Below are 23,186 nucleotides of genomic sequence, written 5' to 3'. Positions count from 1 at the left end.
CGCCGCGCGCGGGTTTTTCGGACGAACGCTTCTTCTGGACATATCGGGAAACACGCACATGAAACACATCATCTCCGTACTGCTGGAAAACGAGCCGGGCGCGTTATCGCGTGTCGTCGGGCTCTTTTCCGCGCGCGGCTACAACATCGAAACGCTGACGGTGGCGCCGACCGAAGACAGTTCGCTGTCGCGGCTCACCATCGTCTCCATCGGCTCGGACGACGTGATCGAACAGATCACGAAGCACCTGAACCGCCTGATCGAGGTGGTGAAAGTGGTCGACCTGACAGAGGGCGCCCACATCGAGCGCGAGCTGATGCTCATCAAGGTAAGGGCAGTCGGCAAGGAACGCGAAGAGATGAAGCGGATGGCGGATATCTTCCGCGGCCGCATCATCGACGTGACCGAAAAGACCTACACCATGGAACTGACGGGCGCCTCCGACAAGCTCGACGCGTTCATTCAGGCGCTCGACGCCACGGCGATTCTGGAGACGGTTCGCACGGGCAGTTCCGGCATCGGCCGGGGCGAGCGCATCCTGAAGGTGTAGCACCACACGCAACTCGACTCATTTCCTCTGCTTCTCGCGGAGACAGACCCAGGACTCAAGGAACCACCATGAAAGTTTTCTACGACAAAGACGCCGACCTCTCCCTCATCAAGGGCAAGCAAGTCACCATCATCGGTTATGGCTCGCAAGGCCATGCGCACGCGCTGAACCTGAAGGAAAGCGGCGTGAACGTGACGGTCGGCCTGCGTAAGGGCGGCGCTTCGTGGAGCAAGGCCGAGAATGCCGGTCTGCCGGTCAAGGAAGTGGCCGAAGCGGTGAAGGGCGCCGACGTCGTAATGATGCTGCTGCCCGACGAGCAGATCGCCGAGGTGTACGCGAAGGAAGTCCACGCGAACATCAAGAACGGCGCGGCGCTCGCGTTCGCGCACGGCTTCAACGTGCACTACGGCCAGGTGATTCCGCGCGCCGACCTCGACGTCATCATGATCGCGCCGAAGGCGCCGGGTCACACGGTGCGCAACACGTACACGCAAGGCGGCGGCGTGCCGCACCTGATCGCGGTCGCGCAGGACAAGACCGGCTCCGCGCGCGACGTGGCGCTCTCGTACGCGGTGGCCAACGGCGGCGGCCGCGCGGGCATCATCGAGACGAACTTCCGTGAAGAAACCGAAACCGACCTGTTCGGCGAACAGGCAGTGCTGTGCGGCGGCACGGTCGACCTGATCAAGGCCGGCTTCGAAACGCTGGTGGAAGCGGGCTACGCGCCGGAAATGGCGTACTTCGAGTGCCTGCACGAACTGAAGCTGATCGTCGACCTGATCTACGAAGGCGGCATCGCCAACATGAACTACTCGATCTCGAACAACGCCGAGTACGGCGAGTACGTGACGGGTCCGCGCATCGTCACGGAAGAGACGAAGAAGGCGATGAAGGCCGTGCTGAAGGACATCCAGACCGGTGAATACGCGAAGAGCTTCATCATCGAGAACCGCGCCGGCGCGCCGACGCTGCAATCGCGCCGCCGCCTGACGGCCGAGCATCAGATCGAGCAAGTCGGCGAGAAGCTGCGCGCGATGATGCCGTGGATCGCCAAGAACAAGCTCGTCGACCAGTCGAAGAACTAAGTTTTCGCGCGTCACGGTTCTTGCTGTCATGAAAGCCGCCCGAAGCCGCTGTGCCGAGGGCGGCTTTTGCTATCCTACGGGTTTTAAAAACACAGACCTCGTTCATGAACTATCCCCATCCGATCATTGCCCGCGAAGGCTGGCCGTTCATCGCCATCGCGGCCGTCGTTGCCATTCTCGTGCAGGCGATCGGCGGCTTCGGCTTCGCCTGGATCTTCTGGCTGATCGTGATTTTCGTCGTCCAGTTCTTCCGCGATCCGCCGCGCCCCATTCCCACGCAGGCCAATGCCGTGCTGTGTCCGGCGGACGGGCGCATCGTCGCGGTGGAAACCGCGCATGATCCGTACGCCGGCCGCGAGGCGCTGAAGATCAGCGTGTTCATGAACGTGTTCAATGTGCACTCGCAGCGTTCGCCGGTCGACGGCGCAATCACCAAAGTGCAGTATTTCCCGGGCGCGTATCTGAACGCGGCTGTCGACAAGGCATCGACGGAGAACGAGCGCAACGCCATCGTGCTGCAGACTGCGACCGGGCATACGGTGACGTCGGTGCAGATTGCCGGGCTGATCGCGCGGCGCATTCTCTGCTACGTCCACGCGGGCGAGCCGCTCACGCGCGGCCAACGCTACGGCTTTATCCGCTTCGGTTCGCGCGTCGACGTGTATCTGCCGGTGGGCAGCCGGCCGCGCGTGGCGATCGGCGAGAAGGTGTCCGCCTCGTCGACGATTCTCGCCGAGTTCGCGGAATAACGCGGAGGCGTCGATGGCGGCATTCAAACCGCGCCGGAACCGCATGAACGGGGCGCCGCCGCGCGCGTTCCGTCGCAACAAGGCGGTGCAAGACGTCGGCGCCGTGGAAACGCGGCGCGCGAAGCGGCAGCAATTCCTGAGAAAGCGCGGCATTTATCTGCTGCCGAATGCGTTCACCACGGCCGCGCTCTTCTGCGGCTTCTTCGCCGTGGTGCAGGCGATGAACGTGCGCTTCGAGATCGCGGCCATCGCCATTTTCGTCGCGATGGTGCTCGACGGCATGGACGGCCGCGTCGCGCGCATGACGCATACGCAGAGCGCGTTCGGCGAGCAGTTCGACAGCCTGTCGGACATGGTGTCGTTCGGCGTCGCCCCGGCGCTCGTCATGTACGAATGGGTGCTGAAGGACCTCGGGCGCTGGGGTTGGCTCGCGGCGTTCGTGTACTGCTCGGGCGCGGCGCTGCGGCTCGCGCGCTTCAATACGAACGTCGGCGTGGTCGACAAGCGCTATTTCCAGGGCTTGCCGAGTCCGGCTGCGGCGGCGCTAATCGCCGGCTTCGTCTGGCTTGCCACCGACAATCGCGTGCCGCTCAAGCTCGTGTGGCTGCCGTGGGTCGCGTTCGTCCTGACCATTTACGCGGGCGTCACGATGGTGTCGAACGCGCCGTTCTACAGCGGCAAGGCGCTCGATGTGCGTTATCGCGTGCCGTTCGCGGGCGTGCTGCTGGTCGTGGTGGCGTTCGTGCTCGTCTCGTCCGATCCGCCCGTCATGCTGTTCTGCCTGTTCGTGCTGTACGGGTTCTCGGGCTATGTCTGGTGGGCGTACATGGCGATGCGCGGCCGACCGAATCCCGCGCGCAGTTCACAGCGGGATCACTAGTACATTTCTTTGCGATGCAAAAAGGGCGACGGGTCGCGAAACCCGTCGCCCTTTTTTGCGTGTGGCGGTCGGCGTGTTATCCCGCGTCGACCAGTGTGCCGTTATGCACGCGCACATGCTGGCCCTGCGCGAACGGCGGCTGCTGATGGTAGGTGAAATAACGCGTCTTGCCGTTTTCCATCCGCACGCGTACGGAATAATCCGTTTCGCTACGCAGGTGCTTTTCGACCGAATTGCCCGCGAGCCCGCCGCCGAGCGCGCCGAGCAGGGTCATCGCGGTGCGGCCGCCGCCGCGTCCGAACTGATTACCGACGACGCCGCCCGCCACCGCGCCACCGACCGCACCGATGCCTGTTCCGTGCCCCTCACGACGCACGGCTGAGATGGCTTCGACGGTGCCGCACGTCGAGCAATAGGCGGGGTGTTGCGGCGGCTGCTGTGCGTATGATGGTTGCACAGGCGCTTGCTGCACCGGCTGAGTCGCGGTTTGCGGCGCCGGGGCGGGCGCGGGCGCGGTTTGCGCGACTACCGGCTGGGCGGCCGACGGCGCGGCGGGCGCGACCACCGGTTGTTGCTGCGCGACCGCGGCGGTCTGCGTCTGCGCGTTCTGCGCGGAATTGCTGTGCGCGCCCGGGAAAATTCCTGTCACGGCGGCCGTCGCCGCGAGGCTCGCGACGATGACTGCGCCCGCAGCCGTCGCAACCAGCGGATGCAGGCGGCGCGGCTCGCCGGTGCCGGGCGTGGGCGTGATGTTGTTGGTCCCGTTGTCCATTTCTAACCTCCGTTAGAGGCGAAGTGCCGATACCTTTAATTCTGGCGCAGATGCGTCGTCGGCACTTTTTCAGGTTGTAACCGCATTTTTCTTCGTGGAAGCACGTTGGATGCCAGGCGTGAGGGGCGAAAAAAGGTTCTTCGTGTTGCGGGGGAGAGACCGTATGCGACCCTCAACGGCCCTTCGGGTTGTGGCAGCAACAATGGCTGGCCCCGCAGTGCTCCGGACGTTCATATAATCACGGTCTACGATTAAATTCCCCGTCTGGTGGTCCTCCGTGCTCGGTGGCGTAGTGCACAAACTCTGTCTCCGAGGCGGGAGACGACTTACCAACTCGAATGAGGCCGATGATCGGATCGATCGGCCCAGCCCCGTCCGTTATGCACGGCCTCCGCCACATTCCGCCTACCTACTCTAGTGGAAGTCCATATGGTTATGAATCACTGGGTCGACGTAAAAAAATGGTCAGAAAGATGGGAGCGGATTGAGGCACTCGGCTCAGGCGGCCAAGGCGACGTATTCAAGGCGAAACGTCTTACCGACGGCCACATTGCATGTTTGAAAGTCTTGAGTAAGCAAAGCGACGTCGAGAGGCGTGCACGTTTCTTAAGGGAGGCCGCCGCGTATCAGACGTGTCATCACGAACTCGTTCCTCACCTTGTTGAGTCAAACGCAATCCACGAAGACAAATATGATTACAAGCTGTTCATTGTCACAGAGCTGATTGTTGGACCCACGTTGACGAAGCCAGTAGCCGAGCAAGGAGCGCTACGCCTGGCGGATGCCATCAAACTGACGATACGGCTGCTGAGCGTCTTGCAGTACCTTCACAAAGAAGGATGGGTTCATCGGGATATCAAGCCAGACAACATCGTTGTGCGGGATCGAGATATTCATTTTCCAGTCCTTCTTGATTTTGGCTTGTGTTATCGAGATGGTGCGCACCCATTGTTCGAAACCGAATCTGGTCAGGAGGTCGGGAATCGGTTCCTACGATTGCCGGAACTTGGCATCGGTAGCGAGAACAAGCACGACGTTCGGTCAGATATAGCATTTGCGGCGGGCGTTCTTTTCTACGCCTTGACGACCGAGCTACCGGCGATGCCATTCGACAGCAGTGGCCTAATGCCCCATCAGCGCCCCGAGCACATGCATGCTCTCAAGAATGCTGCAGGCGAGGGCAGCGTTATGGCGCTGTTCCATGTGTTTGATCGCGCGTTGCATCTAAACCCTGGTAGAAGGTTTAATGACGCACTTGAAATGATTGAGGCGCTGAAACGGCTTGCTGCCATAAACGCAGAATCTCCTCTACCAGAGCAGGCGGATCTGGACTTTGTGCTCGCTCACATCCGACGCCAAGCAACGAGAGAGCAAGTGCAATTGACAGATCTCTGCGAGGCCGGAATGGAGGTAATTGGGAACGTACACTCCCGAGTAGCAGCGCAGGTTCGGCCGAGTTTCGTGACTGTGCAAACGAACTACAAGACGACTCCGTTCTCCATAGAAAACACGCTTGGCTTCGCGAATGCGACTGACACTACACAACAGACTTCAACAAGTTTCGCCGTTGAAATCGTTGGCGGGGAGGTTGTGATCTTAGCCGATCGCGTTCCGCTGTATCGGACGGAAGTTGCATCGCCGGATTATGGAGCGAAGCTGGAGGAGGACGTTGAGCGAGTGTTCTGGCGAGTGTTACGCGACCTAGTAGAAGCTCCTTGGGGGGAGACCGTAGGTCGTAGGTACTTCAAATCACCTCCCTTCTCTAACCTGTCCGATGCAAAGGAAAGCAGTTCGCGGTCCGGAAAGCCAACGTTCATCGTCGTTTTCAACGACCATCATCCAACCAAGAGTAAGCTGGATCACACGCTCGGCTACTTTATGGAGTATCAGACCACCAAAGATCTAGTAGAACACAACTTCGAAGTTGCACTTATTGCTGCTGAGCCCAGTCATTACCCTGACCTTGTTCATTTTGATGACCCGCTCGAAAAGCCAAGATGGGTTGTACTTGCCCCCGATGGCACCAAACTGATTAGCGAAACTCTATACGGCAATCCGGATGAGGGTTTAAAGCGGATTCGGGCCGTTCTTGAACGGTGGCGCACCTTAAGGCAAGCATCGTAGACAAGGAATAGCAGACCTTTGGCGCACCGCAAGATAGATCGATGTAGCAACGCCTTTATTGTGTAGCCGCGTCAGAGTCACCGGCAGATCTGCCGATCAACGGCAGCTACTGAACCGGCATTGGTCACGTGAGGGCCCCGTTCGCCTGTGCTGCCGGACGTCTGGAACTGGCCGAACAAAGCCTATCGCGAACGGATCCCCGGACATCCGCGAACAACCAAATAAAAACGCGCCCCGAAGGACGCGCTTCTCACCGAGAATGAACCGCTTCGCCCGCTCAGTCTTCGCGACGCAGATGCGGGAACAGAATCACATCGCGGATGCTCGGGCTGTCGGTCAGCAGCATCACCAGACGGTCGATGCCGATGCCGCAGCCGCCCGTCGGCGGCATGCCGTACTCGAGCGCGCGAATATAGTCCGCGTCGAAGTACATGGCTTCCTCGTCGCCCGCGTCTTTCTGGTCGACTTGCTTCTGGAAGCGCGCGGCCTGATCTTCCGGATCGTTCAGTTCCGAGAACCCGTTCGCAATCTCGCGCCCCGTGATAAACAACTCGAAGCGCTCCGTGATGCCCGGCACCGAATCCGACGCGCGCGCGAGCGGCGAGACCTCGATCGGATAATCGACGATATACGTCGGCTCCCACAACTGCGATTCCGCGGTCTCCTCGAATAGCGCGAGTTGCAACGCGCCGATGCCTGCGTTCAGAAAAGCGGGCTGCGTCGTATCGACACCGAACTTCTTCAGTTCCGCGCGCAGGAACACGGCGTCGGCAAGCTGCGCGTCGGTGTACTGCGGCGCGTACTTCTGAATGGCCTGATTGATCGTCAGGCGATGAAACGGCTTCGAAAGATCCAACTCGCGCCCCTGATACGTGATGGTCGCGGTGCCGAGCGCATCGACGGCGGCCTGACGAATCAGTTGTTCGGTGAAGTCCATCAGCCAGCGGTAATCCGTGTAGGCCGCGTAGAACTCCATCATCGTGAATTCCGGGTTGTGGCGCGGCGAAACGCCTTCGTTCCGGAAATTACGATTGATCTCGAACACGCGCTCGAAGCCACCGACGACCAACCGCTTCAGATAAAGCTCCGGCGCGATGCGCAGGAACATCTGCATGTCGAGCGCGTTGTGATGCGTGACGAAGGGCTTCGCCGCCGCGCCGCCCGGAATGGGATGCAGCATCGGCGTTTCGACTTCCATGAAGTTCGCCTGCGCCATGAAGTTGCGAATCGACGTGACCGCCTTCGTGCGCGCCATGAACGTCTTGCGCGACTCCGGCGTGACGATCAGATCGACGTAACGCTGGCGATAGCGCATTTCCTGATCGGCGAGGCCGTGGAACTTGTCCGGCAGCGGACGCAGCGCCTTCGACAAGAGCCGCAGTTCCGTGCAGCGCACCGACAGTTCGCCCTTGTTCGTGCGAAACAGCACGCCCTTGGCTGCGATGATGTCGCCCAGGTCCCACTTCTTGAATGCCTCGTAGACGTCCGCGCCGACATCGGCGGGCGTCACGAAAAACTGAATCTGACCGCTGCCGTCCTGAACCGTCGCGAAGCTCGCCTTGCCCATCACGCGCTTGAGCATCATGCGGCCCGCGAGCGCGACGGGCAGGGGATTCGCTTCCAGCGTCTCCTTGTCGGTCTCGGCGTAGTCGCTTTGCAGCGCGGCCGCCTGGTGCGTCGGGCGGAAATCGTTCGGATAGGCGACGCCTTGCTCACGCAGCGAGCGCAGCTTGTCGCGACGCTCGGCGATGATCTGGTTGTCTTCCAGTTCGGGAGCGGCGCTCGTCTGAGTCGGTTCGGTCATGATGATTCTTGGCTTGTGATGCTGCGGATGTGCGGCAAATGCGCGGCGGATGAAACGAAGGCGGCGCGACCGGAAGCCGCGCCGCTCGAAGACTTAAACGCCCTGTTTCAGGCTCGCGCTGATGAAGTCGTCGAGGTCGCCGTCGAGCACGGCGCGCGTGTTGCTCATTTCGACGTTGGTGCGCAGGTCCTTCACGCGGCTCTGGTCGAGCACGTAGGAGCGGATTTGATGGCCCCAGCCCACGTCCGTCTTGCTGGATTCGAGCTTGTCCTGCTCCGCCTGACGCTTGCGCATTTCGAATTCGTACAGACGCGCCTTCAGCATCTGCATGGCTTCGGCGCGGTTGCGGTGCTGCGAGCGGTCGTTCTGGCACTGCACGACGATGCCGGTCGGCGCGTGCGTGAGACGCACGGCGGAGTCCGTCTTGTTGATGTGCTGGCCGCCCGCGCCCGATGCACGATAGGTGTCCGTGCGGATATCCGCCGGATTGATCTCGATCTCGATGGAATCGTCGATTTCCGGATACACGAACACCGACGAGAACGACGTGTGCCGCCCGCCCGACGAATCGAACGGCGACTTGCGCACGAGCCGGTGAATGCCCGTTTCGGTGCGCAGATAGCCGTACGCGTACTCGCCTTCGACCTTGATCGTCGCGCTCTTGATGCCGGCGACGTCGCCTTCGGATTCTTCGAGCACTTCGGTCTTGAAGCCCTTGCGCTCGCAGTAGCGCAGATACTGGCGCAGCAGCATGGACGCCCAGTCGCACGCCTCGGTGCCGCCCGCGCCCGCCTGAATGTCGATGAAGCAGTTGTTCGGATCGGCCGGATTCGAGAACATCCGGCGGAATTCCATGTCTTCGACGCGGCTCTTCAGTGCCTGGGCGTCGGATTCGCAGGCGACGAGCGTGTCTTCGTCGCTTTCCTCGCGCGCCATCTCGAAGAGATCTTCGGCGTCGCGCAAATCGTTGTCGAGGGCGGAGAGCGTCGACACCACGCCGTCGAGCAGCTTCTTTTCACGACCGAGCGCCTGCGCGTTCTTCGAGTCGTTCCAGACGTTCGGGTCTTCGAGTTCCTTGTTGACTTCGGCTAGACGCGCGGACTTGGCGTCGTAGTCAAAGATACCCCCGTAGCTCGCCCGCGCGGCGGCGCAGGTCGGCCAGAAGGCTTTCGATCGCGTTGAGACGTTCTGCTTCCATTGTCGATCTTCGGCTTCGTAAAAAGGTCAAATTATAGCCGATCGACACGCTTTTCCCGCGCGGGCGGCGCACGCGGACGCACGCCGCTACACGCGAAGCGCGGCGCTTTGTCGTCCGCGTGCAGGCGCTTCGCGCAGGGCTTCGGTGTTCACTCGCAGCGGGAATGCCGGCCGTGGTCGCGCGCCGTATTGGCGCAGCCGGCGATCAGCGGATGTTGCGCGGGCGGATGCTGACCCCGCTTAAGCCGCGTGCTCGACGATCAGCTGCACGCGCGCCACGCCGTTCCACGAATCGCTGACGAGCCGGTACGCGACGGTCGCGCGCGGCGGCAGCGGATCGACATGGTTGAACCAGATCGCGTTAAAGCGCTGACGGCCGCGCATCAGTTGCAGCTTCAGGTGCTTGTCTTTCACGAGCGATTGCGACGCGACATCGAACTCGCCCGAAAAAGTCGGCGCCGGAAAGCCCTGTCCCCAGACCGCCGCGTCCAGCAGTTCGATGAATTGCGGCGTGAAGTACGCATCCTCCAGTTCACCGTCCGTTTCGATGGTCCGCGAGAGCGCGTCGGCCGTCAGCCATTCGCGGCCGACCGCTTCGAACGCGTCTGTGAAGCGCGGGATATCGGCGGTGGCGAGGGTGAGGCCCGCCGCCATCGCGTGCCCGCCGAACTTGTGGATGAGACCGGGCTCGCGCTTGCTGATGAGATCGACCGCATCGCGCAGATGGAAGCCGGGAATCGAGCGGCCGGAGCCTTTCGAGAGCGTGCCGGCGTCATCGGCGTGCGCGAACGTGAACGACGGCCGGTGGAAGCGCTCCTTCAGCCGTCCCGCGACGATGCCGATCACGCCCTGATGCCAGCTCGCGTCGTAGAGCGTGAGCGTCGCGCGCTCGCCGGCATCGAACGATTGCAGTTCGGCGAGCGCCTGCTGCTGCATGCCGGCTTCGATCTCGCGCCGCTCGCGGTTCATCGCGTCGAGTTGCTGCGCGAGTTCCCATGCGCGGCCGATGTCGTCGGTCGTCAAGCATTCGATGCCGAGCGACATGTCCGACAGCCGTCCCGCCGCGTTCAGGCGCGGCCCGAGCGCGAAGCCGAGATCGAAACCCGACGCGGCGCGCGCGTCGCGGCCCGCCGCGCGGAACAACGCGGCGATGCCTGGCTGCATGCGGCCCGCGCGAATGCGCTTCAAACCCTGCGCGACGAGAATCCGGTTGTTGCAGTCGAGCTTCACGACGTCGGCCACCGTGCCGAGCGCGACGAGATCGAGCAAGCCGTCCAGACGCGGCTCCGGCGTGCTTTCGTACGCGCCGCGCCGGCGCAGCTCGGCACGCAGCGCGAGCAGCACGTAGAACATCACGCCGACGCCCGCGATGCATTTGCTCGGAAAGCCGCAGCCCGGCTGATTCGGATTGACGATCGCGCGGGCGGCGGGCAGTTCGTCGCCGGGAAGGTGATGGTCGGTCACGACGACGTCGATGCCGAGCGCGTTGGCCGCCGCGACGCCTTCGACGCTCGCGATGCCGTTATCGACCGTGATCAGCAAGTCGGGCGCGCCGAGCGGCGAGCGCGCGGCCAGTTCGACGATCTCGGGCGTCAGTCCGTAGCCGTATTCGAAGCGGTTCGGCACGAGATAGTCGATGGTCGCGCCGAACATGCGCAGGCCGCGCACGGCCACCGCGCAGGCGGTCGCGCCGTCGCAGTCGTAGTCCGCGACGACGAGCATGCGCTTGCCCGCCGCGAGCGCATCGGCGAGCACGGCGGCGGCGGCGTCGCACCCCTTCAGGCCGACGGGCGCGTGCAGGCGCTTCAACTCGGTTTCGACTTCGTCCGGCGACGTGACGCCGCGCGCCGCGTAGAGCCGCGCGATCACGGGGTGCAGGCCGTGGCGCATCAGGGCTTCGGCATCGGCGGGGGACGAGGCGCGGGTAACGATTCGCGTCATGCGGGAAGAGCCTTTATTCGATGAGAAGCGCCGCGATCGGCCGGCGGCGCCAGAACTTGCGCAAGTCGCCTCGCGTGACCGATAGCGTGACCGAGCCGGTATCGCCGCATAGCGTGAGACGCAGGCGCTTGAGCGAACCGCTCGATAGCGCGTCGAGCGCCGGCGCGAACCACGCGTCTTCGAGCGTCTTGAGCGCGGCGTTCCAGCGCGCCCAGTCCTGCTCGATGAACGGCGCCGAGAACGGGTCGAGTTCGACGAGCGTCGCGCCTTCGCCGTCTTTCGGAAACGCTGCAAACGACACCGGCGGCGTCGACGGCTTCACGCCCGAAGCGAGCGCGAGGCCGCGCGTGGCGGCGGCATCGGACATCACGGCGGCGAAAGGGCGCGTGACCGGGCGCATCGCGCCTTGTCCGTGCAGCCAGATCGAATTGATCGGCGGCAGTCCGCGCGATTCGCGCTCGACGTTCAGCGGATGTTCGAACCATGCCATCTGCACTTCGTTTTGCAGCTTCATCCACGGGCGCGAGCGTTCGCCGGTGCGGGCTTCGTGCGGCAGCCAGATTTCGATGTTGCGTCCCGCCGCGCGCAACGGCGACGCGCCCGCGAGCGCGCCGAGCGCATCGCCCGATACGTACCAGCGCAGCGGCGTGGGCGCCTGCACCGCGATGCCGAGGTCTTCGATGACCGGCCGCGCGGTGTCCAGCAGCGCGCGCGCTTCCTCGGTGCGCACGCCGAGCGTGGCAGGATCGATCAACACGAGATGATCGTGCGCGATGCGCACATGTACCGGCTCGATGCAGGCCCAAAGGGCGGCGTTGCCAGCATCGGGCGCGCCGGGATCACCGCCATCGGCGAGCAGCATGAAGGGCGCGAGCGGGGCGTCGTCGGCATAACGTTGGCCAGCGTTCGGCGCAACGATGCCGAAGCGTTGCGCGATCCAGCGCTCGTGCGGCAGCGAGCGCTGAAAGTCTTCGCCGATTACGCGTTCTTCGAGCGTGGCGCGGGCGAGCAGCGTGTCGAGCGCCGCGCTTTCCAGTCCGTGCAGCGCGGTTGCGGCGTCCGCCGCCGAGGGCAGGGCGAACGGCAGCAGAAGGTGAAGGTCGGGAACGGGCATGATGGTCGGCATTGTAGGCGAAAGCGGCAGGCGTCATCGGCGCAGGCGCGATGCGCAGGGCGCTGCGAGACCCGCGCTTGTTACGGCGCCGACCTGAGGTGTGGCAAACTTTCGCAAATTTCGCGGCGCGCGGCGAATGGACCGGCCATGCGCCGCCATTTCGGGGCGATTTAACGCGGCATTCGTCACGCGCCGTCGCGCAGTAACGCAGCAACACCAGACACAAGGATTCGCTTGAAACTTCCGTACGAATGGCAGATCGGCTGGCGCTACACGCGCGCCAGCAAACGCACTACAGGCAACGGCTTCATCTCATTCATCGCGCTCATGTCGATGGCGGGCATCGCGCTCGGCGTCGCCGCGCTGATCGTCGTGCTCTCGGTCATGAACGGCTTTCAGAAGGAAGTGCGCGACCGCATGCTCTCGGTGCTCGCGCACGTCGAAATCTTCTCGCCGACGGGGTCGATGCCCAATTGGCAACTGACCGCGCAGGAAGCCAAGCGCAATCCTGAAGTGATCGGCGCGGCGCCCTATGTCGAAGCGCAGGCGCTGCTCACGCGGCAAGGCGCGGTGAGCGGCGTCGCGCTGCGCGGCGTCGAGCCCACGCTGGAGCCGGAAGTGTCCGATATCGGCAAGGAAATGCGCGCGGGCAAGCTCGCGGACCTGGTTCCCGGCGAATTCGGCATCGTGCTCGGCGCCGATCTTGCGACCAACCTCGGGGTCATGACCGGCGACAAGATCACGCTCGTCGCGCCCGAAGGCACCATCACGCCCGCGGGCATGATGCCGCGCCTGAAGCAGTTCACGGTGGTCGGCATCTTCGAATCCGGTCACTACGAATACGATTCGACGCTTGCGCTCATTTCGATCCGCGACGCGCAGGCGCTCTTTCGCCTGCCCGCGCCGACCGGCGTGCGTCTGCGCCTGAAAGACATGCAGCGCGCGCCCGAAGTCGCGCGGCAACTGTCGCACACGCTTTCCGGCGAACTCTATATCCGCGACTGGACGCAGCAGAACAAGACGTGGTTCTCCGCCGTGCAGATCGAAAAGCGCATGATGTTCATCATCCTCACGCTGATCATCGCGGTGGCGGCGTTCAATCTCGTGTCGTCGCTCGTCATGACCGTCACCGACAAGCAGGCCGACATCGCCATCCTGCGCACGCTCGGCGCGCAGCCCGGCTCGATCATGAAGATATTCGTGGTGCAGGGCGTGACCATTGGCTTCATCGGCACGGCGCTGGGCGTGTCGCTCGGCTGCCTGATCGCGTGGAGTATTCCGTGGCTCGTGCCGATGATCGAGCACGTGCTCGGGGTGCAGTTCCTGCCGCCTTCGGTGTACTTCATCAGCGAGCTGCCGTCCGAGCTCGTGCCGGGCGATGTCATGAAGATCGGCGTCATCGCGTTTTTGTTGTCGTCGCTCGCGACGCTCTATCCGAGCTGGCGCGGCGCGAAGGTTCGTCCGGCGGAGGCGCTGCGCTATGAGTGACCTGATTCCGGCAAACAACCTCGTGCTGCAGGCGTCGGCGATTTCGAAGACCTTCGTGCAGGGCGGCTCGAACGTGCAGGTGCTCGACAACGCGCAACTCGATGTCTATCGCGGCGAGAAGCTCGCGATCGTCGGCGCGTCGGGTTCCGGCAAGAGCACGCTTCTGCATGTGCTCGGCGGCCTCGACGAGCCGAGCGCGGGCAAGGTGTCGCTGCTCGGCAAGCCGTTCACCGAGCTGAAAGAAAAGGAGCGCAACGAACTGCGCAACCGCGCGCTCGGTTTCGTGTATCAGTTTCATCATCTGCTGCCCGAATTCACCGCGCTCGATAACGTCGCGATGCCGCTGCGCATTCGCCGCATGAGCGAGGACGCCGCGCGCAAGGAAGCGATGGGCATGCTGGAGCGCGTCGGCATCGGGCATCGCGCGAAGCATCGGCCGGGCGCATTGTCGGGCGGCGAGCGGCAACGCGTGGCGATTGCGCGCGCGCTCGTCACGCGTCCGGCGTGCGTGCTCGCCGACGAGCCCACCGGCAACCTCGACGGCGGCACCGCCGACACCGTTTTCAATCTGATGCTGGAGCTTTCGCAGACGCTGGAGACGAGCTTCGTGATCGTCACGCACGATCCCGATCTCGCCGCGCGCTGCGACCGCATCATGCGTCTGCGCGACGGCGTGCTGCACGAAGAGCCGCCGGTCCCGGTCTAAGCGCCGCGCCTCGGAGGACGCCATGTGGATCGACACGCACTGTCACCTCGATGCCTCCGAGTTCGACGCGGACCGTGACGCCGTGGCCCGCGCGGCCCTTGATGCGGCGGTGACGCGCATCGTGATTCCGGGCGTCGAGCGGTCGAACTTCGATACGGTGCGCGCGTTGGCGCATCGCATCGAAGGCGGCGCGTATGCGCTCGGCATCCATCCGCTTTTCACGCCGCGCGCCACCGACGATGATCTGCGCGTGCTGCGCGAGGAGATCGCGGCGAGCATGGATGATCCGCGCTTCGTCGGTATCGGGGAGATCGGGCTCGATTACTTCGTGCCGACGCTCGACGACGCGCGCCAGCAGTTCTTCTACTACGAGCAACTGAAGCTCGCCCGCGAGTTCCAACTGCCGGTGATTTGTCACGTGCGCAAGTCGCAGGACAAGGTGCTGAAGGGCCTGCGCGTGCACGACATTCATTGCGGCATCGCGCATGCGTTCAACGGCAGCTTCCAGCAGGCCGAGGCGTTCATCGCGCAGGGCATGCGGCTCGGCTTCGGCGGCAATCTGACGTTCGAGCGGGCGCGGCAGATCAGACGGCTCGCCGCCGATCTTCCGCTCGATGCCATCGTGCTCGAAACCGATGCGCCCGACATTGCGCCTGCCTGGCGCTACAAGGGCCGCAATACGCCGGATCAGGTCGCGGGCATCGCGAAGGTGCTCGCGCAACTGCGCGGCATCGGCGAAGACGCGCTTTCACTAGGCACAACGGCTAACGCGCACGCCGCGCTGCCCCGGCTCGCACTCGCGGCTTCATAATTGTTCACGGTTGCATTTGCTTCGGATCACTGATTTGTGTTTCGGGCGGATGCGTTTGCGTGACGATAGAAGAGAGCGTAGGCGTGCGGGCGGTGTTGCTGTGTTTTGCATTGGGCGTCGCGTGGTTGCAGCAACAGGCCGTGTTGCCGGGTGTCGGCGGCTGGGCGGCGTGTATCGCGATTCTTGGCGTCGCGGCGGGCGTCGGCTTGATGCGGCGCGGGCAAGGGCGCATCGTGGCCTTTTCGATTGCAGCCGCTGCAATCGGCTTCGCCTATGCCGCCGTGCGCGCCGAATTGCGCTTGCAGCAGCACTTGCCGGTCGAGTTCGAGCAGCGCGATATCGAACTGACCGGCTTCGTGCGCGGTCTGCCGGAGCCGCAAGCGGAAGGCACGCGCTTTCTCTTCGAAGTCGAGTCAAACGGCGCGGGCTTGCGCGATTTTCCGCACATCGTGAGGCTGCTTTGGGCGCCTGCTGTGCCGCCCGGGCTCGTCGCGGGTCAACGCTGGACGCTGACCGCGCGGCTCAAGCGCGCGCATGCCAACGCGAACTTCTCGTTGCGCGATGGAGAAGTGACTTTGCTCGAACGCGGCATTCGCGCGACCGGCGCGGTGTCCGCCAGCCGGCCCGCGCGACGCCTTCGCGGCGATGCGATCGGACCGTGGCTCGCTATCGATCGTTGGCGCGCGCGCATCCGGCAGCGCATCGAAACGGTGCTCGCGGATGCGCCGCATCGCGGGATCGTCGTCGCGCTGGCGGTGGGCGCGCAGGATTCCGTGAGCGATGCCGACTGGGCCGTTTTGCGCGCGACCGGCACGAGCCATCTCGTCGCGATCTCCGGTTTGCATATCGGCTTCGTCGCGGGGCTTGCGGCGTTCATCTGCGGCTTTGTATGGAAGCGCATCCGCTTGCGTGGCGTGCCGGCGCCGCTCGTCGTGGCGGCGCCGAAAGTGGCGGCGCTCGGCGCAGCGTTGTTCGCGGCGTTGTATGCCGCGCTCGCGGGCTTCAACGTGCCCGCGCAGCGCACCTTGTGGACGCTCGCCGTGTTCGCCGTCGCGTTCGTCGGCGGGCGGCGGCCGGCGGCGTCGGTCGTGCTCGCGTGGGCGCTCGCGTTGGTGCTCATCGTCGACCCGTGGGCGGTGACATCGCCGGGGTTCTGGCTCTCGTTCGTGGCGGTGGCGGCAATTCTCCATGCGATGGCGGCGTACGGCAGGCGCGCCAAGAAACCGCCGCCCGATGACACCGACGACTGGCTCGCGGGCATGGAGGCGCGTGATCCGCTGCTGCCGGATGAAGTCGCGTCGGGCCATGCCGTCGCTGATGCTCGGCCGCGCAACCGCTCGTGGTCGCTGGCGGTCGCGTACTGCCGCGCCTCTGAGAAGGTGCGTGATCCGGTGACTCCCGACAAAGGCGCATCGAGCCAAGCCGTCGCCGATGCGCTGCTGCGCAACCGCCCGTGGTCGCTGGCGGTCGCGTACTGCCGCGCCTTTGTGAAGGTGCGTGATCCGGTGACTTCCGACAAAGACGCATCGAGCCATGCCGTCGCCGAGCCGCCGTCGCCCAGCCGAATGTGTTCGCTCACGAGCGTATTCGGCAGCGCCGCTGCGAGAACGCCTGATCCGCAGCTTCGCAACGAAACCGCATCGACCAAAGGCGTTGCCGATGCGCGGTCGCGTAAGCGCTCGCTGAGAAGCGCATGCCGCCGCGCCGCCATGAAGCTGCGGCAGCACATGGCATCGAGCGCACGCGTCCAATACGCCGTCACGCTGTCACTCGCGCCGTTGACCGCTTACTGGTTCTCGCAGATCCCGCTCGTCGGCCCGCTCGCCAATGCGTTCGCGATTCCATGGATCAGCTTCATTGTGACGCCCGCAACACTGGTCGCGCTGATCCTTCCGGCTCCGCTCGATGTACCGATGCTTCATCTGGCGCACGCTGCACTGTGCGTTCTCTTCGACGCGCTCGAACGGTTAGCCGACGCAGGCCCCGCATGGTCGCTCTGGCGCTTGCCGCAGCCCGGCATGTTTGCGCTCGCCGCGTCGCTCGCGGGCGCGGCGTGGGCGCTCGCGCCGCGCGGCTGGCCGCTGCGCTTCGCCGTACCGCTCACGTGGCTGCCGCTTCTCGTACCCGCGTCGAGCGGCGTAGCAGACGGCGCATTTCGCGTGACCGCGCTGGATATCGGACAAGGCTCGGCGCTCGTCGTCGAGACAGCGCGACACACGCTGCTCTTCGACGCCGGCCCCGGCCCCGAGTCGACGCACGCGGGCGAGCGCATCGTCGCGCCGTATCTCATCGCGACGGGCGTGCGTTCGCTGGATGCGCTCGTCATCAGCCATTCCGATTCGGATCACGCGGGCGGCGCGCCCGCGGTGCTGCAAACGGTCGCGGTGCGGCAACTGCTGGCGTCGCTGCCCGCGAGCCATCCGCTCTGGTCCGATGCCGGAAAGCGCGGCGGCGACAGGCTGCGTTGCGTCGCCGGTCAGCACTGGATCTGGGACCGCGTGGACTTCCGCGTGCTGTGGCCCGACCCCGGGCCGCTCACCGGCACGCCGAATCATCAGGCTTGCGTGCTGAAGGTGACGAACGCGGCAGGGCGGGCCGCGCTATTCACCGCCGATATCGAAGCGGACGTCGAACGCACGCTGCTCGCGCGCGATGCCGCCGCGCTGCGCGCCGACGTCCTGATCGTGCCGCATCACGGCAGCCGCACGTCGTCGACCGAGCCTTTCCTCGATTTGGTCGGGCCGCTCGCCGCAGTATTTCAGGTAGGCTATCGCAACCGCTTTCACCATCCGAATCCCACGGTGTACGCGCGCTACCGGTTGCGCGACATCGCGCTCACGCGCAGCGACGAGGACGGCGCGGCGCGCATCGACATGGGTGAGGAGATCGTGCTCGATCGCTACCGGCAAACGCACGCGCGTTACTGGATGGGGCGCTGAAAACAAATGACAAGAATGAGGAGCCGCTTGAAGGACATCATCCATTTCTCGCATGCGAACGGCTTTCCGGCACCCACTTACCGCACCATGTTCGCCGAACTCGCGGACGACTACGAGATCCGCAGCATCGAACGATACGGCCACGATCCGCGCTTTCCGGTCACGCAGGGCTGGCCGCGTCTCGCGGATCAACTGATCGAGGACATGAGCCGCTACCGGCAAGACAAGCATCCGAAGGTGTGGCTCGTCGGGCATTCGCTCGGCGGCTATCTTTCGCTGATGGCAGCGCAGAAGCGCCCGCAGTGGGTGAAGGGCGTGGTGATGCTGGATTCGCCGATCATCGCTGGATGGCGCAGCGGCCTGCTGCGCGCGACGCAATGGACCGGACTCGATGAACGCCTTTCACCCGCGGCCGCGACGAAAAAACGCCGCACGCACTGGGCGAGCCGCGACGAAGCGTGGCGGCATTTCCGCGCGAAGCCCGCGTTCGCGCGCTGGGACGAGCGCATGCTGGCCGATTACATCGACTTCGGCATTCCGCAGACGCAGGCCGACGGCACGCGCACGCTCGCGTTCGACCGGCACGTCGAATACCTGATCTATCGCACGCTGCCGCACACGCTCGGCGCGCGCTTCGCGCACGGGGCGCCGGTGCCGGTCGGCTTCGTCGCGGGCACGCATTCCACCGAAGTGCGGCATGTCGGCCTGCGCATGACGCGGCGCATCGCGGGCGAGCACTTCGAATGGATCGAAGGCAGCCATCTCTTTCCGATGGAGCGGCCCATCGAGACGGCGCGCGCCATTCGGCGGCTGCTTCACGCCATGAGTTGATCGCGTTAAAAAAAGCGCGAGCCTAGAGCGAAATGGTGCGCTTGAATCGCACGGAAAAAAGCACCGAAAAGCGGATCGGCAAGCGTGATTCGGGCGCGTGGGCCGCTGGGTCGCGGACTGCCTTTACGGTATAATCCGTTTTTCCCGCGAGCATCTAGCGATGACCAAATATGTATTCGTCACCGGCGGCGTAGTTTCTTCCCTCGGCAAGGGTATTGCCGCCGCCTCCCTCGCCGCGATCCTCGAATCGCGCGGTCTGAAAGTCACCCTCCTCAAGCTCGATCCCTACATCAACGTCGACCCCGGCACGATGTCCCCGTTTCAGCACGGCGAAGTGTTCGTGACGGAAGACGGCGCGGAGACGGACCTCGACCTCGGCCACTACGAGCGCTTCATCAGCACGAAGATGCGCAAGGCCAACAACTTCACCACGGGCCAGATTTACGAGTCGGTGATCCGCAAGGAACGCCGCGGCGAGTATCTCGGCAAGACGGTGCAGGTCATTCCGCACATCACCAACGAAATCCAGGCGTTCGTCGAGCGCGGCGCGGCCGCGGCCACGTGCGGCCAACCGGATGTCGCGATCGTCGAGATCGGCGGCACGGTGGGTGACATCGAATCGCTGCCGTTCCTCGAAGCCGCGCGTCAGATGAGCCTGCGCATGGGCCGCCACAGCGCCTGCTTCGTGCACCTGACGCTCGTGCCGTTCATCGCCACCGCGGGCGAACTCAAGACGAAGCCCACGCAGCACAGCGTGCAGAAACTGCGCGAGATCGGTATCTATCCGAACGTGCTCTTGTGTCGCGCGGATCGCCCGATTCCGGACGACGAGCGCCAGAAGATTTCGCTCTTCTCGAACGTGCATGAGGAAGCGGTCATTTCGGTGTGGGACGTGGACAGCATCTACAAGATTCCGCAGATGCTCAACGACCAGGGCCTCGACGAAATCGTCTGCAACGAACTGAAGCTCTCGCCGAAGCCCGCCGACCTGAAGATGTGGTCGGACCTCGTCGAGAAGCTCGAAAATCCGAAGCACGAAGTGACCATCGGCATGGTCGGCAAGTACGTCGAACTCACCGAGTCGTACAAGTCGCTGATCGAGGCGCTGCGTCACGCAGCCATTCATACGTCGACCAAGGTCAACATCGAATATATCGATTCCGAGCAGATCGAAGCCGAAGGCGCCGATGGCCTGAAACACCTCGACGCCGTGCTCGTGCCGGGCGGTTTCGGCCGTCGCGGCACCGAAGGCAAGATCAAGGCGATCCGCTATGCGCGCGAATCGAAGACGCCGTATCTCGGCATCTGCCTCGGCATGCAGCTCGCGGTCATCGAGTTCGCGCGCGACGTCGCCGGCCTCGCGGACGCGAACAGCACCGAGTTCGATTCCAGCACCACGAACCCGGTCGTCGCGCTCATCACCGAGTGGTACGACCGCGCGGGACGCATCGAAAAGCGCAGCGAAGAGTCGGATCTCGGCGGCACCATGCGCCTCGGCTCGCAGAAGTGCCCGATCAAGCCCGGCACGATGGCCGAGCGCATCTACGGCACGGATGTGAACGAGCGTCATCGTCACCGTTATGAAGTCAATAACCGTTTCGTGCCCCAGCTCGAAGCGGGCGGCCTTATCATCAGCGCCCGTACGCCGAGCGAGGACCTGCCCGAGATGATGGAGTTGCCGCAGTCGATGCATCCGTGGTTCGTCGGCGTGCAGTTCCACCCCGAGTTCACCTCGACGCCGCGCGACGGGCATCCGCTCTTCAAGGCGTTCGTCGAAGCGGCGCGCGCGCACAGCATCGCGGCGGGCGGCGAGAAGGCTGCGCCGGTCGCGGCAACGGCGGGAGCACAGGCATGAAGCTCTGTCACTTCGAAGCGGGACTCGACCAGCCGTTCTTTCTGATCGCGGGCACGTGCGTCGTCGAATCGGAGCAAATGACGATCGACGTCGCGGGCCAGCTCAAAGAAATCACGCAGAAGCTCGGCATCCCGTTCATCTACAAGTCCTCGTACGACAAGGCGAACCGCAGCTCGGGCAAGTCGTTTCGCGGCCTCGGCATGGACGAAGGCTTGCGCATTCTCGGCGAAGTGAAGAAGCAACTCGGCGTGCCCGTTCTCACGGACGTTCACGCCGAGCATGAGATCGAAGCGGTCGCATCGGTCGTGGACGTGTTGCAGACGCCCGCGTTCCTGTGCCGTCAAACCGACTTCATCCACGCGTGCGCCCGCTCCGGCAAGCCTGTGAATATCAAGAAGGGCCAGTTCCTCGCGCCGCACGACATGAAGAACGTGATCGACAAGGCGCGCGACGCCGCGCGCGAGGCGGGGCTGTCCGAAGACCGCTTCATGGCGTGCGAGCGCGGCGTGTCGTTCGGCTATAACAATCTGGTGTCGGACATGCGCTCGCTCGCGATCATGCGCGAAACCAACGCGCCGGTCGTGTTCGACGCCACGCACTCGGTGCAGTTGCCGGGCGGGCAGGGCACGAGTTCGGGCGGCCAGCGCGAGTTCGTGCCGGTGCTGGCGCGCGCGGCGGTCGCCACGGGCGTCGCCGGGCTGTTCATGGAGACGCATCCTGATCCGGCCTGCGCGAAGTCGGACGGTCCGAACGCGGTGCCGCTCGCGCGCATGGAATCGCTGCTGACGACGCTCATCGCGCTCGATCGTGCGGTGAAGAGCGGACCGTTTCTCGAAAACGACTTCAACTAGAGCCCGCGCAGGCTGTTCGGGCTGCGTCACAGGGCGAACGAGCGCCGCAGTGAACCGGCCGCGCGCCGGAAGGTCTGAGCCAGGCCAGCGAAGCGAGGCCAGCGCAGCAGAGCAGTAAAGCCAGCGCTGGCCGCTTCGATCTGACTGACAGAATTCATCGTCAATTTGAGGAAACCATGAGTGCTATCGTAGATATCATCGGCCGCGAGATTCTCGATTCGCGAGGCAATCCGACCGTCGAATGCGACGTGTTGCTCGAATCGGGCACGATGGGCCGGGCCGCAGTGCCGTCGGGCGCATCCACGGGTTCGCGCGAGGCCATCGAACTTCGCGACGGCGAAGCCGGCCGCTACGGCGGCAAGGGCGTGCTGAAGGCAGTCGAACACATCAACACCGAGATCTCCGAAGCCATCATGGGCCTCGACGCCTCGGAACAGGCTTTCCTCGACAAGACGCTGCTGGAGCTCGACGGCACCGAGAACAAGTCGCGCCTCGGCGCGAACGCGCTGCTCGCCGTGTCGATGGCCGTCGCCAAGGCCGCCGCCGAGGAAGCCGGCTTGCCGCTGTATCGCTATTTCGGCGGCTCCGGCGCCATGCAACTGCCCGTGCCGATGATGAACATCGTCAACGGCGGCGCGCACGCGAACAACAGCCTGGACATTCAGGAATTCATGATCGTCCCGGTGAGCCAGCCGACGTTCCGCGAAGCGCTGCGTTGCGGCGCGGAAGTGTTCCATGCGCTGAAGAAAATCCTGTCGGATCGCGGCATGAGCACGGCAGTGGGCGACGAAGGCGGCTTCGCGCCGAACTTCGGCAGCAACGACGAGTGCCTGTCGACCATTCTGCAAGCCATCGAGAAAGCCGGCTATCGCGCGGGCGAAGACGTGCTGCTCGCGCTCGACTGCGCGGCGAGCGAGTTCTACCACGACGGCAAGTACCAGCTTGCCGGCGAGGGCTTGCAACTGTCGTCGGGCGAATTCACCGACTATCTCGCGACGCTCGCCGACAAGTTCCCGATCGTCTCCATCGAAGACGGCATGCACGAAAGCGACTGGGACGGCTGGAAGACGCTGACCGAGCGCCTCGGCAAGAAAGTGCAGCTCGTCGGCGACGATCTCTTCGTCACCAACACGCGCATCCTCAAGGATGGCATCGAGCGGGGCATCGCGAACTCGATCCTCATCAAGATCAACCAGATCGGCACGCTGACGGAGACCTTCGCGGCGATCGAAATGGCCAAGCGCGCGGGTTACACGGCGGTCATCTCGCACCGCTCGGGCGAGACGGAAGATTCGACCATCGCGGATATCGCGGTCGGTCTGAACGCCGGCCAGATCAAGACCGGTTCGCTGTCGCGCAGCGACCGCATCTCGAAGTACAACCAGTTGCTGCGTATCGAAGAAGACCTCGGCGATATCGCAAGCTATCCCGGCAAGTCGGCGTTTTATAACTTGCGTTAAAAGTCCTCGCTAAAGCTTTTGCCGCTTTA

General features: G+C 64.1%; 18 protein-coding genes. 13 read left to right on the top strand and 5 right to left on the bottom strand.

What is annotated here, in order from left to right:
- Positions 1-58 precede the first annotated feature (58 nt).
- The 4 genes from ilvN to pssA all read left to right on the top strand — a co-directional run bounded on the left by ilvN (position 59) and on the right by pssA (position 3,264).
- A complete protein-coding gene (gene ilvN, locus LDZ24_RS08775; RefSeq protein ID WP_008341906.1) occupies positions 59-550 on the top strand; it encodes an acetolactate synthase small subunit in 492 nt (163 codons plus the stop codon).
- A gap of 68 nt (positions 551-618) precedes the next feature.
- Positions 619-1,635 (top strand): ketol-acid reductoisomerase, encoded by a 1,017-nt coding sequence (ilvC, locus tag LDZ24_RS08770; RefSeq protein ID WP_175944239.1) that lies wholly within the window; start codon positions 619-621, stop codon positions 1,633-1,635.
- A gap of 104 nt (positions 1,636-1,739) precedes the next feature.
- Positions 1,740-2,384 (top strand): phosphatidylserine decarboxylase, encoded by a 645-nt coding sequence (locus LDZ24_RS08765; RefSeq protein ID WP_206466618.1) that lies wholly within the window; start codon positions 1,740-1,742, stop codon positions 2,382-2,384.
- Positions 2,385-2,397: 13 nt separating this feature from the next.
- Positions 2,398-3,264, top strand: a complete 867-nt coding sequence (gene pssA / locus LDZ24_RS08760) for a CDP-diacylglycerol--serine O-phosphatidyltransferase (RefSeq protein WP_248320112.1) — start codon at positions 2,398-2,400, stop codon at positions 3,262-3,264.
- A 76-nt stretch (positions 3,265-3,340) separates the two neighbouring features.
- On the opposite strand, the gene LDZ24_RS08755 is transcribed toward pssA, so the two are convergent.
- Complete coding sequence (locus LDZ24_RS08755) at positions 3,341-4,036, bottom strand: glycine zipper 2TM domain-containing protein (RefSeq protein ID WP_248320111.1); 696 nt, start codon at positions 4,034-4,036, stop codon at positions 3,341-3,343.
- Between the two features lie 435 nt (positions 4,037-4,471).
- On the opposite strand from LDZ24_RS08755, the gene LDZ24_RS08750 reads away from it, so the two are divergent.
- Positions 4,472-6,160, top strand: coding sequence for a serine/threonine-protein kinase (locus LDZ24_RS08750; protein ID WP_248320110.1), 1,689 nt, complete (start codon positions 4,472-4,474; stop codon positions 6,158-6,160).
- A 277-nt stretch (positions 6,161-6,437) separates the two neighbouring features.
- On the opposite strand, the gene lysS is transcribed toward LDZ24_RS08750, so the two are convergent.
- From lysS to LDZ24_RS08730, 4 genes are all read right to left on the bottom strand, one after another.
- Positions 6,438-7,964: a lysine--tRNA ligase gene (lysS, locus tag LDZ24_RS08745; RefSeq protein ID WP_248320108.1), complete on the bottom strand. Its 1,527-nt coding sequence runs from the start codon at positions 7,962-7,964 to the stop codon at positions 6,438-6,440.
- 93 nt (positions 7,965-8,057) lie between these two features.
- Positions 8,058-9,162 (bottom strand): peptide chain release factor 2 gene (gene prfB, locus LDZ24_RS08740; RefSeq protein WP_248320107.1). Its coding sequence is split into 2 segments (ribosomal slippage): positions 8,058-9,080 and positions 9,082-9,162, totalling 1,104 coding nucleotides; the frame shifts between segments, so codons are not numbered across the junction.
- 239 nt (positions 9,163-9,401) lie between these two features.
- On the bottom strand, positions 9,402-11,102 hold the full coding sequence (gene recJ / locus LDZ24_RS08735; protein WP_248320105.1) for a single-stranded-DNA-specific exonuclease RecJ: 1,701 nt from the start codon (positions 11,100-11,102) through the stop codon (positions 9,402-9,404).
- Between the two features lie 13 nt (positions 11,103-11,115).
- Entirely contained in the window at positions 11,116-12,228 is a 1,113-nt protein-coding gene (locus LDZ24_RS08730) for a regulator (protein WP_248320104.1), read from the bottom strand.
- Between the two features lie 222 nt (positions 12,229-12,450).
- Here LDZ24_RS08730 and LDZ24_RS08725 point away from each other — a divergent pair, with 222 nt between their 5' ends.
- From LDZ24_RS08725 to eno, 8 genes are all read left to right on the top strand, one after another.
- A complete protein-coding gene (locus tag LDZ24_RS08725; RefSeq protein WP_248320102.1) occupies positions 12,451-13,704 on the top strand; it encodes a lipoprotein-releasing ABC transporter permease subunit in 1,254 nt (417 codons plus the stop codon).
- On the top strand, positions 13,697-14,410 hold the full coding sequence (lolD, locus tag LDZ24_RS08720; RefSeq protein ID WP_175944221.1) for a lipoprotein-releasing ABC transporter ATP-binding protein LolD: 714 nt from the start codon (positions 13,697-13,699) through the stop codon (positions 14,408-14,410). Before LDZ24_RS08725 ends, lolD begins: the two co-directional genes overlap by 8 nt.
- A 22-nt stretch (positions 14,411-14,432) precedes the next feature.
- Positions 14,433-15,221 (top strand): TatD family hydrolase, encoded by a 789-nt coding sequence (locus tag LDZ24_RS08715; RefSeq protein WP_248320101.1) that lies wholly within the window; start codon positions 14,433-14,435, stop codon positions 15,219-15,221.
- Positions 15,222-15,280: 59 nt separating this feature from the next.
- Positions 15,281-18,160: a ComEC/Rec2 family competence protein gene (locus LDZ24_RS08710; RefSeq protein WP_248320100.1), complete on the top strand. Its 2,880-nt coding sequence runs from the start codon at positions 15,281-15,283 to the stop codon at positions 18,158-18,160.
- A gap of 27 nt (positions 18,161-18,187) precedes the next feature.
- Positions 18,188-18,991, top strand: coding sequence for an alpha/beta fold hydrolase (locus LDZ24_RS08705; protein ID WP_248320099.1), 804 nt, complete (start codon positions 18,188-18,190; stop codon positions 18,989-18,991).
- A gap of 160 nt (positions 18,992-19,151) precedes the next feature.
- The gene (locus LDZ24_RS08700; RefSeq protein ID WP_206466610.1) at positions 19,152-20,846 is read left to right on the top strand and encodes a CTP synthase; all 1,695 of its coding nucleotides are present in this window, start codon (positions 19,152-19,154) and stop codon (positions 20,844-20,846) included.
- Positions 20,843-21,697 carry a 3-deoxy-8-phosphooctulonate synthase gene (gene kdsA, locus LDZ24_RS08695; RefSeq protein ID WP_175944213.1) on the top strand — a complete coding sequence of 285 codons (855 nt, stop codon included), beginning with the start codon at positions 20,843-20,845 and terminating at the stop codon, positions 21,695-21,697. The genes LDZ24_RS08700 and kdsA overlap by 4 nt, the downstream gene beginning before the upstream one ends.
- 176 nt (positions 21,698-21,873) lie before the next feature.
- Positions 21,874-23,157, top strand: a complete 1,284-nt coding sequence (eno, locus tag LDZ24_RS08690) for a phosphopyruvate hydratase (RefSeq protein ID WP_206466608.1) — start codon at positions 21,874-21,876, stop codon at positions 23,155-23,157.
- Positions 23,158-23,186: the final 29 nt, after the last annotated feature.

This window comes from Caballeronia sp. Sq4a (assembly GCF_023170545.1).
Classification (GTDB): domain Bacteria; phylum Pseudomonadota; class Gammaproteobacteria; order Burkholderiales; family Burkholderiaceae; genus Caballeronia.
Note: the sequence above shows the minus strand (reverse complement) of the source record. Positions and strands in the feature narration are given on the sequence as shown.